Source organism: Paraburkholderia lebeckiae (assembly GCF_014201005.1).
GTDB lineage: Bacteria > Pseudomonadota > Gammaproteobacteria > Burkholderiales > Burkholderiaceae > Paraburkholderia > Paraburkholderia tuberum.
On sequence record NZ_JACHDK010000005.1, the window covers coordinates 343,254 to 356,045 of the forward strand.

The following is a 12,792-nucleotide window of genomic DNA, read 5'->3' on the forward strand; positions in this document are numbered from 1 at the left end:
TAAGCCCGTACGTACAGGAGCCTCGCGCGATCCCGTACGACCCGCCTCTCCCGTTGCCCGCAAACCATGCCTGAATCCTCCAAACGCCCGCCACGCCTGATTCTAGCGTCGAGTTCGCGGTATCGCCGCGAGTTGCTCGAACGCCTGCGCGTGCCGTTCGACGTCGTCGTGCCCGCGATCGACGAAACCCCGCTCGCCGCCGAAACGCCCGAAGCCACTGCGCTGCGCCTCGCCGAAGCCAAAGCGCGTGCGGTCGCCCAAGGCTTCGCCGCCGACGAACACGCGCTCGTGATCGGCTCCGATCAGGTCGCCACCTACGACGGCCTGCAGATCGGCAAACCCGGCACGCACGACAGGGCGCTCGCGCAATTGCAGGCGATGCGCGGCCGCGACGTGTTGTTCCACAGCGCGCTGTGTCTGTTCGACAGCGCGACGGACAGCGCGCAAACGATCGACGTGATCACCCGCGTGCGCTTTCGCGATCTGCCGGACGCGGCGCTCGACGCCTACCTGCACGCTGAAAAACCGTACGACGTGGCCGGCAGCGCCAAATCCGAAGGGCTTGGCATCGCGCTGCTGCAGGCCATCCATTCCGACGACCCGACCGCGCTCGTCGGCCTGCCGCTTATCGCGCTGTCGCACATGCTGCTCGCGGCCAACTACCCGCTTTTTGGGGCCCTATGACCGGTACGCTCTATCTCATTCCCAACACGCTCGGCGAAGGCGACGCAAGCGCGCTCGATCTGGTGCTGCCCGCGCCCGTACGCGCCCGCGCCGCGTTGCTGCACTATTACATTGGTGAAAACGCCAAAAGCACGCGCGCGTTCCTGAAGAAAGTCGGCCCCGATCGGCCGATTCAAGAAATCGAGATTCGCGAACTGAACGTCAATACGCCGGCCGGCGAAATCGACAAACTGCTCGCGCCGCTGCTGTCGGGCACCGATGCGGGCCTCGTCTCCGAGGCTGGCTGCCCGGCAGTCGCGGACCCGGGCGCGCTGCTCGTGCGACGCGCGCACGAGCGCGGCGTAAAGGTCGTGCCGCTGGTCGGGCCGAGTTCGATTCTGCTCGCGCTGATGGCATCGGGGCTGAACGGCCAAAGCTTCGCGTTTCACGGCTATCTGCCCGTCGACATCACCGAGCGCGCCAAACGTCTGCGCGATCTCGAGCAACAGTCGCGCAAGAGCAGACAAACGCAGATCTTCATCGAAACGCCGTACCGGAATCGCGCGCTGCTCGATACCTTGCTCGCGACCTGCGCGCCGTCGACGCTGGTCTGCGTGGCGGTCGATCTGACGCTGCCGAGCGAAGTGATCGCAAGCCGGAGCGTCGCGGACTGGAAAAAGAAGGCGGAGATCGACCTGCATAAGCGGCCGGCGATTTTTCTGATTCTGGCGGCCTGAACGTAGACACCGGCCAGGCAATTGAGGGCGACCAGGGCCCGCAACTCACAACGCAAAGTCCGCGCGACCGGCCAAAACCGACCGCGCGGACGTCTTTTTCAAACTGCGGGTTCAACGCAGATTCATTTTCGCGCCGAGCGCCATCGTCCGAACCGCGCCGGCGCCGATGGCCGCGCCGAATTTGCGGGCAACGCGATCCGTAATGCTCTCTTTCACCGTGTAATCGATGATGTCCGGCGCCTTGAAGATCTCACGCGCGACGTAATCCGCATCGCCAAAACCGTCCGCGAGTCCAAGTTCGACGCTCTTCTGCCCCGTCCAGAAAAGACCCGAGAACATGTCCGATGTCTCATGCAGACGCTTGCCGCGCCCCTGACGCACCGCGTCGATGAACTGCGCGTGGATCTGATCGAGCATAGTCTGCGCATGTTCGTCCATCTTCGGCGTTTCAGGCGAAAACGGATCAAAAAAGCCTTTGTTCTCACCCGATGTGCGCAGTCGGCGCTGAATCCCCAACTTGTCCATCAAGCCGGTGAAACCAAAGCTGTCCATCAGCACGCCGATCGAACCGACGATGCTCGCCTTGTCGACGTAGATCTTCTCGGCCGCCGCGGCCGCGTAGTAGCCGCCGGACGCGCACATGTCGCCGACCACGACATAGAGTGGAACAGCCGGATATTTGCCGCGCAATCGCCGAACTTCGCTGTTGATAATGCCCGCTTGCACTGGACTGCCGCCGGGGCTGTTGCAATAAAGAATCACGCCGGCTGTATCGGAATCTTCAAACGCGGAATCGAGTGCAGTGTTGATATCTTCGGCGTTCGCACTCGCATCCGTCGCGATCTCGCCATCAAGCGAAACCATTGCCGTATGACGGCCAGTCGTGGCGACCCGTTCACCCGAGACGTTCAGCGCACCCCATACCGCCAGTGCGAGCAATGCGAGGAACAGGAAGCGGAAGAAAATCCGCCACCGTCGCGCGGCGCGTTGCTCGTTGATCGCGGCGAGCGCGATGCGCTCGAGCGCGGCCCTTTCCCAGCCGGGCTGGTCGGCGAGTGCACGGGAGCCGCCTCCCGAGGCAGGGTCCCTTTCGGGGGTCAAGTTGTCGGACATGCGGACAGTGAAAAAATGGAAGGGGAAATCAGCGCGTGACCGGCAGCAAATCGCCGTCAGGCAGCCAGAATACCGCACGGCCCTCGAGCGTATCGCGTTCCTCGACCTGCACGGGACGCAATCTGCCCCCGCGACACGGACCACCGACGCATTTGCCAGTATCCGGCGCGTAAATCGCGCCATGTGTCGCGCACATCAAGTATAAGCCGGACGATTCGAAGAACTGCCCTTCCTGCCAGTCGAGCTCCATCGGCACATGAGCACAACGGTTCAAATAGCCGTAGGCTCGGCCATCATAGCGGACGAAAAACACCACGGCATCCTGCCCGGCGAGCCGCGCGTCGCGCCGGATGCCGTCGCCACCGTCGACCAGTTCGTCGGCCGCGCAAATGCGTATTGCCTGCGCAGCCGCGGCATTAGCAGTATCCACGCGGTCGGCGCTCATGCGTTCTCCCGCAGCCAACCGGACAGATCGCTGACGCTCGAAGCAACGAACTTCGGTGACATCGCATTCAGCGAATTCGCCGGATGCGCGCCATAAGTCACGCCAATGCCCGCCACGCCGGCGTTGAGCGCCATCTGCAAATCGTGTGTCGTATCGCCGATCATGACCGTGCGCGCCGTATCCTGCCCCAATTCTCGGGTGAGCTCGTGCAGCATTGCCGGATGCGGTTTCGAGAAGGTTTCGTCAGCGCAGCGCGTGCCGTCGAACAGGCTCGTCAGGCGCGCCTGGTCAAGCGCGCGATTGAGCCCGACGCGGCTCTTGCCGGTCGCGACCGCGAGCAGATAGCCGACGTCGCGCAACTCCTGGAGCATCTCGCGCACGCCGGGGAACAGCTCGGTAGTCTGGTCTTTTACAAGAAAATGGAAGCGGTAACGCTCAGAAAGCCGCGGATAGTCGGCCGGATCGAGCGTCGGCGCGGCAATCTGCAGCGCGTCGCGCAGGCCGAGGCCGATGACGTAGCTCGCGGCTTCGTCCGCGGGAACCGGCATGCCGAGATCGCGGCACGCTGCCTGGATGCTGCGCGTGATATGCGCAGTGGAATCCATCAGCGTGCCATCCCAGTCAAACACGATCAGATCGAATTGCTCTCTAGCCATGCAAGGTCGTCTCCGGGTTGGACCCAGTGCGTAGTTCGTTGAGTTGTTCTATAAAGCCGCGGCAGTCGGCAGGCAGCGGTGCCTCCAGCTGCAGCGGCGCGCCCGTCGCAGGATGCGTGAGCTTGAGCCGGTAAGCGTGCAGAAACATCCGTTTGATGCCGGGCTTCGCGTTGGCGCGCGCAAGCGCCTTGTTCAGCGCGAAATCACCATATTTGGCGTCGCCGACGATCGGTAGTGCCAGATGCTGCAGATGCACGCGAATCTGGTGCGTACGCCCCGTCTTCAGTTCCGCCTCCAGCAGCGCATATTCCGGCCAGCGCTCGACCAGATTGAAGACAGTGTGCGAAGCGAGGCCATCGGCCTGCACGCGCACGCGGCGCTCGCCGTCGGCGGTCAGGTACTTGTGAAGTGGCTCCTTCACCGCGCGGCGGCGCCCCCAGTCGCTCGCCCATTCGCCGTGCACGCAAGCGTAGTAGCGCTTGTCCATCCGGTTATCGCGAATCTGCTCGTGCAGATTGACGAGCGCCGCGCGCTTCTTCGCGAGCATCAGGATGCCCGAGGTCTCTCGATCCAGCCGATGCACGAGTTCCAGGAATTTCGCCTGCGGCTGCGCCTCGCGCATCTGCTCGATCACGCCGAACGCGACACCGCTGCCCCCGTGGACCGCAACGCCGGCCGGCTTGTCGATCACGAGCAGATGCTCGTCTTCGAACAGGATGTGAAAGCCCGGTGCGGGCACGGGCAAGCGGGCTGCGGCCTGATTCGGCTGCGCGACGCGGATCGGCGGCACACGCACCAGATCGCCCAGTTCGAGCCGGTACTGCGCGTCGATCCGGCCCTTGTTCACGCGCACTTCACCGCTGCGCAGGATGCGATAAATATGGCTTTTCGGCACGCCCTTGCAGACGCGCAGCAGGAAATTATCGATGCGCTGACCAGCCGACCGGTCGTCGATTTCGATCAGCGAAACCTGGTCGCTTGAAACCGAGTCTTCGACCGCGCCTGCAACCGATCTCTGGGATGTTTTGCCTAACTCTTTCATTCTGAATATAATTTGCCCAGCAGTCCGCGACGGCCGGCGCAGTGTCCGGCATGCGGGTGGATTGCGCGAGCGCAAGCGATAAACCGTTATTTTACTTGCGCCGGGGTCTGGTTGCTCGCCCTGAAAATGAGATGCAACAAGTTGCACGCACGAAGTCAGCACCCGGCAGGGACGGCGCCCGCAGGCGCGTTCGGTCAAGGTCGGCTTCGACGGTAACGGAATTTTGGTAAAAAAGAATTTAGCTTTCAGCTTCGTGATCCGGGTGGTATGACGCCCAGCTGGACGAAGCTGCAAGTCGCGAAAATACGGCGTGCGCCCAAGGCGTCTTGTAGAAAGTACAAGACATGGCGACGTCAAAAGAAGGCGAGACACCCCCAGCAGGAAAAGACGCGCCGCCTGCGCGAACTTCCCGTTGCGGCATGACCGCGGACTTCGGCCCTTCGCTCGCGCGCCCATTTGGCGCGCCGGCTTCAGAGGGCGAAGACTTATGAAGGTCTGCTGGCTAAACGCGGCGTGTCAGGCCATGATTTGAAGCCGTGTTCGCATGTGCCCTGCGGCACCGTGCCCGTTTTTTATCGGGCTGGGCCCTCTCAGGCAATTCTCCCGCCATCTTTCCCGCTCCAGCGTGTTTGTGAAAACACAATAAGGCGCGGCACGCCTACTCTCCCCGCTCTCGCGACTGACAACCGAGCAGCTGGGCCGGCGAGGCCGCTCTGGAGCCGTTCAATGAAACGAATGTTGTTCAACGCGACGCAGCAGGAAGAGCTGCGCGTCGCCATCGTCGATGGGCAAAAACTCATCGACATCGATATCGAAACCGCCGGCCGCGAACAGCGCAAAGGCAATATTTACAAGGGCATCATCACGCGCATCGAGCCGTCGCTCGAGGCCTGCTTCGTCAACTACGGCGAAGACCGTCACGGCTTTCTGCCGTTCAAGGAAGTCGCCCGCCAGTACTTCCGCGATGGCGTCGACATGCGTTCCGCACGCATACAGGACGCACTGAAGGAAGGTCAGGAACTGATCGTCCAGGTCGAAAAGGAAGAACGCGGCAACAAGGGCGCAGCCCTGACAACCTTCATCTCGCTCGCCGGCCGCTATCTGGTGCTGATGCCGAACAATCCGCGCGGCGGCGGCGTGTCGCGCCGGATCGAAGGCGACGACCGTCAGGAACTGCGCGAAACCATGGCGCAGCTGCAACTGCCGGAAGGCATGAGCATCATCGCGCGCACGGCCGGCATCGGCCGCAGCGCCGAAGAGCTGCAGTGGGACCTGAACTACCTGATGCAGCTGTGGCGCGCAATCGAAGCCGCGTCGCAAAGCGGCACGGCCGGCCAGCCGATGCTGATCTATCTCGAATCGAGCCTCGTGATCCGCGCGATTCGAGACTACTTCCAGCCCGATATCGGCGAAATCCTGATCGACACGACCGAAATCCATGACCAGGCGCGCGCCTTCATGGACATCGTGATGCCGGACAACGTCGGCAAGGTAAAGCGCTATCACGACGACGTGCCGCTCTTCTCGCGCTTCCAGATCGAGCACCAGATCGAAACCGCGTACTCACGCACCGTGCCGCTGCCGTCGGGCGGCGCGATCGTCATCGATCACACCGAAGCGCTCGTCGCGATCGACGTGAACTCGGCGCGCGCCACCAAAGGCGCGGACATCGAGGAAACGGCCGCGCGCACGAACCTCGAAGCCGCCGACGAAGTCGCTCGCCAGCTGCGTCTGCGCGACCTGGGCGGCCTGATCGTGATCGACTTCATCGACATGGAATCGGCCAAGAGCCAGCGCGAAGTCGAACAGCGCCTGAAAGACGCGCTGAAGCACGACCGCGCCCGCGTCCAGATGGGCAAGATCTCGCGCTTCGGCCTGATGGAGCTGTCGCGTCAGCGTCTGCGTCCGGCGCTGTCGGAAGGCAGCCATGTGACGTGTCCGCGTTGTAACGGCACGGGCCACATCCGCGATACCGAATCGTCCGCGCTGCAAGTGCTGCGGATCATTCAGGAAGAAGCGATGAAGGAAAACACCGCGGCGATCCACTGCCAGGTGCCGGTCGAAGTGACCGCCTTCCTGTTGAACGAGAAGCGCGCCGAAATCAACAAGATCGAGTCGCGTTTCAAGGTCAACGTCGTGCTGATCCCGAACAAGCATCTCGACACGCCGCACTACAAGCTCGAGCGTCTGCGTCACGACGACACGCGCCTCGACGAGCCGCGCGCATCGTGGAAGATGGCCGAAGAAGCGGCCCGCGAACTCGAATCGGAAACCGGCTACAGCAAGCGCGCTGAGGAAGTGAAGCCGAAGCAGGAAGCGGCGGTCAAGGGCATCACGCCCGAGAAGCCGGCTCCGAGCGCGCCGGCCCGCCCGGCGGCTATCCCCGCTCCGGTCGCGGTGACGCCGGCCAGTGGCGGCTTCATCGGCTGGCTGAAGAATCTGTTCGGCATGCAGCCGGCTGCTCCGGCGCCCGCCGCGCCGGCCACCACCGACAAGCAGGCTCGTCCGCAACGCGGCGAGCGCACCGAGCGCGGTGAGCGCACGGGCGAGCGCGGCGGCGATCGCAACCGCAATCGCCGTGGCGGCGCAGGCGGTCGCGACGCGGCAGCGCGTGGCGAAGGCGTGACCGGCGGCCGTCAGGCGCAAGGTCAGCAGCCGTCGCCGCGTCGCGAGGAACGCGAAGGCCGCGAGGCACGCGAGGGCCGCGAACCGCGCGCGCCGCGTGAGCAACGCGAACCGCGTGAGGCCCGTGAAGGCCGTGAACCGCGCGAGGCTCGCGAACGCGACACCCGCGGCGCCGAGCGCGCGGAAGCCGTTGAAGGCACGGCACGCGGTGAGCGTCGCGAGCGTGGCGAGCGCGCTGAACGCGTCGAGCGTGGCGAGCGCGCTGAACGCGTCGAGCGTGGCGAGCGTCGCAAGCCGCTGGCGGAAGCCGCCTCGGCGCTGACGCAAACCGACACGCAAGCTGCCGACGAACTGGCGCGCAACCGCGCCGCAGCGGGTGAAAACGGCGTGCCGGTCGATCAGGAAACAGTCGCACGTGACGGCGAAGAGCGTCGTCGCCGCCGCCGCGGCCGTCGTGGTGGTCGTCGCGAGCGTGAAGAGGACGTGAATGGCAATCTCGCGGCGGATGTCGCCGAAGCAGAAGGCGACAACGTTGCCGCCAGCGACGAAGCGCCGGTGCGCACCCAGCAGCCGGTCGAGCACACGCCTGCAGCCAGCGAAGCGAAGGAAGTGACCCCGGTCGAAGTGGTGGTCGCCGCTGTCGCAACGGAAAGCGCCGTCGTGGCCGAACTGCATGCGGCAGCCGAAACGCCGGCTCTCGCCGCCGAAAATGCCGCGAAGACCGAAAAGGTCGTGCCAGTTGAAGAGGCCCCGGCGGCGTCGATCGAACCCGTGGCGGCGGAGCCGGCTATCGAAGCGCCAGCGCAGGCAGAGCAAGCCGCGTCGGCCGCGAGCGAACCGGTTACGCCGGCCGCTTCGGTCGAACCCGCCGCGCATGCCGAATCCCCGGCAGTCGAGCCGGCCCTGGAAGTGCAGCCGACCGTCCCGACCGAACCGCGAGCCGTCCCGGCTGCGCTCGACACCGCGGCTCCGGCCACGATCGTCGAGGCGCCGGCAGCCGTGCCGGCACCGCAGGCCGAAATCGTCGAGCCGCAACCGGTCGTCGCAACAGAACCGGCCGTGGTCGAACCGGCGCCCGTCGCCGCGGCCCCGCAGCCGGCCCCCGTCCGCAGCGCAGCCCCCGCTGCCGCATCGGCCGACGCCTTGCAGCCGATCCTCGAGCAGGCTGGCCTGATCTGGGTGAACACCGACGCCGACAAGCTGCGTGCCGCGCAGGAAGCGGCGGCGCAGACGGTCAAGCCGCCGCGCGTGATCCGTGAGCGCAAGGCGCTGCCGCCAGACGACCACACGCCGATGCAACAGGTCGAAACGATCAAGCATCCGCAGTAAGCCGCGTCGTTGTTCGTGAAAAAGCCCGCCCTTTCCGGCGGGCTTTTTCTTTAGGCGGTCATTTGTCGCCGCGAGCCGCGCCGCTCCCCGTATACCCCGACAACGTCCGTCGCGCACCTGCCGCCACCGACATTTCCGATAGAATCAATCATCCCAGTCCGTTAAAGCACCTGACGAAGCATTTCATGTCACGACGCATTATTCCTGTTGCCGATCTCAGCGCAGCGCCGGTCATCACCGGCCCAATGCAGACACCTAGCGGCGTGCTGCACGATGCGCTCGCGCGTCCGCTGCACGATCTGCGCATCTCGGTGACGGACCGCTGCAACTTCCGCTGCGTGTATTGCATGCCGCGCGCAGTGTTCGACAAGGACTATGCTTTCCTGCCGCACAGCGCGTTGTTGAGTTTCGAGGAGATCGAGCGGCTCGCGCAGTTGTTCGTCGCGCATGGCGTCGAGAAAATTCGCCTGACTGGCGGCGAGCCGCTACTGCGCAAGAACCTCGAATTCCTGGTCGACCGGCTCGCCCGGTTGACCACGCCTGCGGGCCGTCCGCTCGATCTCACGCTGACCACCAACGGCTCGCTGCTCGCGCGCAAGGCGCGCAGCCTGAAGGATGCCGGCCTCACGCGCGTGACCGTCAGCCTCGACGCGCTCGACGACGCGCTGTTCCGCCGCATGAACGACGCCGACTTCGCGGTCGCCGACGTGCTCGATGGCATCGCCGCCGCGCACGCGGTCGGGCTCGCGCCGGTCAAAATAAACATGGTCGTCAAACGCGGTACCAACGACGGCGAAATTGTCCCTATGGCGCGTCACTTCAAAGGCACGGGCGCGGTGCTGCGCTTCATCGAATACATGGACGTCGGCACCTCGAACGGCTGGAACATGACCGAAGTGCTGCCTTCCGCCGACGTCGTTACGCGCATCGCCGAGCATTTCCCGCTGATGCCGCTCGAAGCGCACAGCGCCGCCGAAACTGCGCAACGCTGGGGTTATGTCGACGGCGGCGGCGAGATCGGCGTCATTTCGAGCGTCACCCGCGCGTTCTGCGGCAATTGCACGCGCGCGCGTTTGTCGACCGAGGGCAAGTTATACCTGTGCCTGTTCGCATCGACCGGACATGACCTGCGCGCGCTGTTGCGCGGCGGTGCGAGCGATGCCGGGATCGCCACCGCCATCGCCGAAATCTGGCAGGGCCGCGGCGACCGCTACTCGCAGCTGCGCGGCAGCCAGCCGGCCGATCAGGGCGAGCCGGCCAAGCGTCGCGTCGAAATGTCCTACATCGGCGGCTGAGCGGCCGACGCATGTCCATCCCCCGCGAACAGATCACTGGCCTCGTGCTCGCGGGCGGGCGCGGCACGCGCATGGGCGGCATCGACAAGGGGTTGCAGCCGCTGCACGGCGAACCGCTCGCCGCTCACGTGCTGCGGCGCCTCGCGCCGCAGACCGGCCCGCTAATGATCAGCGCGAACCGCCATCCCGACACCTATGAGGCGCTCGGCGCCCCATATCGCGCAACGCTCGTCGCCGACACCCTCACCGACTTTCCCGGCCCGCTCGCCGGCATGCTCGCCGGACTGCGCGCCGCCGGCACGGCGTACCTGCTGAGCGCGCCCTGCGATTCGCCGTGGCTACCGGCCGACCTCGCCGCGCGCCTCGCGGATGCGCTCGACGCGAACCACGCCGACATCGCCACGGTCACCACCGTCGACACCGGTGGAGAAACCTCCCTGCACCCGGTATTCGCACTGATGCGCACCGCCGTCGCGGACGACCTGGCCGCGTTTCTGGCCTCCGGCGAGCGCAAGGTCCGCGCGTGGTACGCGCGCCACAAGACGGTCGAAGTCGTCTTTGCCGACGAGCGCGCGTTCTACAATGCCAACTCGTTACAAGAACTCGCCGACCTCGAACGCAATCGGGGCCCCGGCTGACATCCGCTCCGGCCGCACGGCAACAGCCGCGCCCGTCACCGGTCGCGAAGCCCAGCCATTCATGACCACGCTCAACGACTTTTCCCGCTGCGTCGCGCAGTACGATCCTCATGCGCTACCCGTCCCGGCCGCTCAGGCGATCGTCCGGCAGTGGGCGACGCCGGTCGCGGCGGTCGAGCGCTTGGCGTTGCGCGACGCACTCGACCGCGTGCTAGCCACCGACATCGTGTCGCCGATCGACGTGCCCGCGCACGACAACTCCGCGATGGACGGCTACGCGTTCAATCACGCAGCGCTCGCGGCCGGTATGCGAGGCGGCGCGGACAGCGTCGAGCTGACGCTCGCCGGCAAGGCGCTCGCCGGTCATCCGTTCACGGGCCGCGTCGCGGCGAACCAGTGCGTGCGCGTGATGACGGGCGCCTGCATGCCCGCCGGTTGCGACACCGTCGTGCCGCAGGAACAGGTGAAGCGCGACGGTGCGGATTCCACGTCGATCCGCTTCGCCGCCAGCGCGGTGGCGGCGGGTGCGAACCGCCGCCGTGCCGGCGAAGACCTCGCGCGAGGCCACGTGGCGCTGCATGCCGGCCGCATCGTGCGTGCGTCGGACCTCGGCCTGCTCGCGTCGCTCGGCATTGGCGAACTCAGCGTGCGGCGGCGTCTGCGCGTCGCGTTCTTTTCGACCGGCGACGAACTGCGCTCGCTCGGCGAACCGCTCGACGCGGGCTCGGTCTACGACAGCAACCGCTACACGCTGTATGCGATGCTGCGGCACCTGAACATCGACGCGCTCGATCTCGGCGTCGTGCGCGACGAACCGGCCGCGCTCGAAGCCGCGCTGCGCAGTGCCGCGGCCAACGCCGACGTGGTGCTGACTTCGGGCGGCGTGTCGGTGGGCGAAGCGGACTTCACGAAGCGACTGCTACAGACTTTTGGCGACGTCGCCTTCTGGAGTCTCGCGATGCGTCCCGGCCGGCCGCTCGCGTTCGGCCGCCTGTGGTCCGGCGAAAAGCCCGGGCTCGGCAAACCTGCGCTATTCTTCGGCCTGCCCGGCAACCCGGTCGCCGTGATGGTGACGTTCTATCAGATCGTGCGCGAAGCGCTGCTTCTGATGGCCGGCGCGACGCCGCGGCCGCTGCCGGTGATTCACGCGACGAGCCGCGTGGCAGTGGGCAAGCGCGCGGGCCGCACCGAATTCCAGCGCGGCATCGCCGAACAGGACGCGCACGGACACTGGCACGTGAGCCCGACCGGATCGCAAAGCTCAGGCGTGCTGAGCTCGATGAGCGAAGCGAACTGCTTCATCGTGCTCGGCCACGACGAGGGCGACATCGACGTCGGCGATCGCGTGTCGATCATGCTGTTCGACGGTCTCATCTGACGTTCCAGGCGGCGCATCGATCGCACGACATCGGCACCTCAGCAGCACTTCATCGACACTCCACCCACGATCACTACTACGACACACGGGTTTGACTTACATGAAAAAACAGATCTCGTTCATCGCACCGGGACAGACGGCCAAAGCGCTGATCCTCGTGTATCTGACCTTCTCGGTGCCGATCGTGCTGCTCGGCGTGGTGGTCGCGTTCGTGCGCTATGGCTCGGTCGAGCTGAGCACCGTGTTCAGCGCGCTGCTGCTGAACGCGATCCTCGGCTTCGTGCTGTTGTGGATCGCGTGCCACGCATACAACTGGGTCGCGTCGCGCTTCGGTGGTATCGAAATCCATCTGGCCGACGCGCCGGAAGAAGCGTAATGCCGGCGACGATCCGCGCCGCCAAGCCCGCGGATACCGGCGCGATCTTCGCGCTCACCTACGAACTCGCGCAGTTCGAGAACCTCTCGCACATCTTCGTCGCGACGGAAGATAGCCTGCGCGACGCGCTGTTCGGCGCGCGGCCGTCGATCGAAGCGCTGGTTGCCGAAGACGCGGGGAGCATCGTGGGCTATGCACTGTTCTTCCACAATTTTTCGAGCTTCGCGGGCCGCCGCGGGCTCTATCTCGAAGACGTCTACGTGCAGCCCGCACAGCGGAGCAGCGGGCTCGGCACGGCGCTTCTGCGACACGTCGCGGCGCTGGCGGTTGAGCGGCAATGCGCGCGCTTCGAGTGGACCGTGCTCGACTGGAATCAGCCGGCGATCAGCTTCTATCAGAAGATGGGGGCGACGGTGTTGCCGGACTGGCGCGTCGTGCGCGTGACGGGCGATGCGCTGGCGCGGCTGGCTGAGAGGGCATGAACTCCAGCGCCTC

General features: G+C 65.5%; 12 protein-coding genes. 8 read left to right on the forward strand and 4 right to left on the reverse strand.

Going from position 1 to position 12,792, the window contains the following annotated elements; translation table 11 throughout:
- Window positions 1-66: 66 nt before the first annotated feature.
- Together HDG39_RS12795 and HDG39_RS12800 are read left to right on the forward strand one after the other, a co-directional pair.
- Window positions 67-684, forward strand: a complete 618-nt coding sequence (locus tag HDG39_RS12795) for a Maf-like protein (protein ID WP_184006276.1) — start codon at window positions 67-69, stop codon at window positions 682-684.
- Window positions 681-1,400 carry an SAM-dependent methyltransferase gene (locus HDG39_RS12800; RefSeq protein ID WP_018421291.1) on the forward strand — a complete coding sequence of 240 codons (720 nt, stop codon included), beginning with the start codon at window positions 681-683 and terminating at the stop codon, window positions 1,398-1,400. Before HDG39_RS12795 ends, HDG39_RS12800 begins: the two co-directional genes overlap by 4 nt.
- A gap of 111 nt (window positions 1,401-1,511) precedes the next feature.
- Here HDG39_RS12800 and HDG39_RS12805 read toward each other — a convergent pair whose 3' ends face one another.
- From HDG39_RS12805 to HDG39_RS12820, 4 genes are read right to left on the reverse strand one after another with little or no spacing between them, the layout of a single operon-like run.
- Window positions 1,512-2,513, reverse strand: coding sequence for a S49 family peptidase (locus HDG39_RS12805; protein WP_184006277.1), 1,002 nt, complete (start codon window positions 2,511-2,513; stop codon window positions 1,512-1,514).
- A 28-nt stretch (window positions 2,514-2,541) separates the two neighbouring features.
- Window positions 2,542-2,958 (reverse strand): Rieske (2Fe-2S) protein, encoded by a 417-nt coding sequence (locus HDG39_RS12810; RefSeq protein WP_184006278.1) that lies wholly within the window; start codon window positions 2,956-2,958, stop codon window positions 2,542-2,544.
- Window positions 2,955-3,614 (reverse strand): HAD-IA family hydrolase, encoded by a 660-nt coding sequence (locus HDG39_RS12815; RefSeq protein ID WP_184006279.1) that lies wholly within the window; start codon window positions 3,612-3,614, stop codon window positions 2,955-2,957. The genes HDG39_RS12810 and HDG39_RS12815 overlap by 4 nt, the downstream gene beginning before the upstream one ends.
- Window positions 3,607-4,656 carry an RluA family pseudouridine synthase gene (locus tag HDG39_RS12820; protein WP_184006280.1) on the reverse strand — a complete coding sequence of 350 codons (1,050 nt, stop codon included), beginning with the start codon at window positions 4,654-4,656 and terminating at the stop codon, window positions 3,607-3,609. The genes HDG39_RS12815 and HDG39_RS12820 overlap by 8 nt, the downstream gene beginning before the upstream one ends.
- 726 nt (window positions 4,657-5,382) lie before the next feature.
- On the opposite strand from HDG39_RS12820, the gene HDG39_RS12825 reads away from it, so the two are divergent.
- The 6 genes from HDG39_RS12825 to HDG39_RS12850 all read left to right on the forward strand — a co-directional run bounded on the left by HDG39_RS12825 (window position 5,383) and on the right by HDG39_RS12850 (window position 12,779).
- Window positions 5,383-8,610, forward strand: a complete 3,228-nt coding sequence (locus HDG39_RS12825) for an Rne/Rng family ribonuclease (protein WP_184006281.1) — start codon at window positions 5,383-5,385, stop codon at window positions 8,608-8,610.
- 185 nt (window positions 8,611-8,795) lie between these two features.
- The gene (gene moaA / locus HDG39_RS12830; protein ID WP_184006282.1) at window positions 8,796-9,905 is read left to right on the forward strand and encodes a GTP 3',8-cyclase MoaA; all 1,110 of its coding nucleotides are present in this window, start codon (window positions 8,796-8,798) and stop codon (window positions 9,903-9,905) included.
- Between the two features lie 11 nt (window positions 9,906-9,916).
- Entirely contained in the window at window positions 9,917-10,543 is a 627-nt protein-coding gene (mobA, locus tag HDG39_RS12835) for a molybdenum cofactor guanylyltransferase MobA (RefSeq protein WP_184006283.1), read from the forward strand.
- Window positions 10,544-10,604: 61 nt separating this feature from the next.
- Window positions 10,605-11,921 (forward strand): molybdopterin molybdotransferase MoeA, encoded by a 1,317-nt coding sequence (moeA, locus tag HDG39_RS12840; protein WP_184006284.1) that lies wholly within the window; start codon window positions 10,605-10,607, stop codon window positions 11,919-11,921.
- Between the two features lie 100 nt (window positions 11,922-12,021).
- Window positions 12,022-12,297, forward strand: a complete 276-nt coding sequence (locus HDG39_RS12845; protein WP_008923126.1) for a hypothetical protein — start codon at window positions 12,022-12,024, stop codon at window positions 12,295-12,297.
- A complete protein-coding gene (locus HDG39_RS12850; protein ID WP_184006285.1) occupies window positions 12,297-12,779 on the forward strand; it encodes a GNAT family N-acetyltransferase in 483 nt (160 codons plus the stop codon). The genes HDG39_RS12845 and HDG39_RS12850 overlap by 1 nt, the downstream gene beginning before the upstream one ends.
- The last annotated feature ends 13 nt before the right edge of the window (window positions 12,780-12,792 follow it).

Bases quoted from the DNA above. Each gene is read 5' to 3' on its own strand.
- HDG39_RS12795 (WP_184006276.1), top strand. From the start codon at position 67: ATGCCTGAATCCTCCAAACGCCCGCCACGCCTGATTCTAGCGTCGAGT.
- HDG39_RS12800 (WP_018421291.1), top strand. From the start codon at position 681: ATGACCGGTACGCTCTATCTCATTCCCAACACGCTCGGCGAAGGCGAC.
- HDG39_RS12805 (WP_184006277.1), bottom strand. From the start codon at position 2,513: ATGTCCGACAACTTGACCCCCGAAAGGGACCCTGCCTCGGGAGGCGGC.
- HDG39_RS12810 (WP_184006278.1), bottom strand. From the start codon at position 2,958: ATGAGCGCCGACCGCGTGGATACTGCTAATGCCGCGGCTGCGCAGGCA.
- HDG39_RS12815 (WP_184006279.1), bottom strand. From the start codon at position 3,614: ATGGCTAGAGAGCAATTCGATCTGATCGTGTTTGACTGGGATGGCACG.
- HDG39_RS12820 (WP_184006280.1), bottom strand. From the start codon at position 4,656: ATGAAAGAGTTAGGCAAAACATCCCAGAGATCGGTTGCAGGCGCGGTC.
- HDG39_RS12825 (WP_184006281.1), top strand. From the start codon at position 5,383: ATGAAACGAATGTTGTTCAACGCGACGCAGCAGGAAGAGCTGCGCGTC.
- moaA (WP_184006282.1), top strand. From the start codon at position 8,796: ATGTCACGACGCATTATTCCTGTTGCCGATCTCAGCGCAGCGCCGGTC.
- mobA (WP_184006283.1), top strand. From the start codon at position 9,917: ATGTCCATCCCCCGCGAACAGATCACTGGCCTCGTGCTCGCGGGCGGG.
- moeA (WP_184006284.1), top strand. From the start codon at position 10,605: ATGACCACGCTCAACGACTTTTCCCGCTGCGTCGCGCAGTACGATCCT.
- HDG39_RS12845 (WP_008923126.1), top strand. From the start codon at position 12,022: ATGAAAAAACAGATCTCGTTCATCGCACCGGGACAGACGGCCAAAGCG.
- HDG39_RS12850 (WP_184006285.1), top strand. From the start codon at position 12,297: ATGCCGGCGACGATCCGCGCCGCCAAGCCCGCGGATACCGGCGCGATC.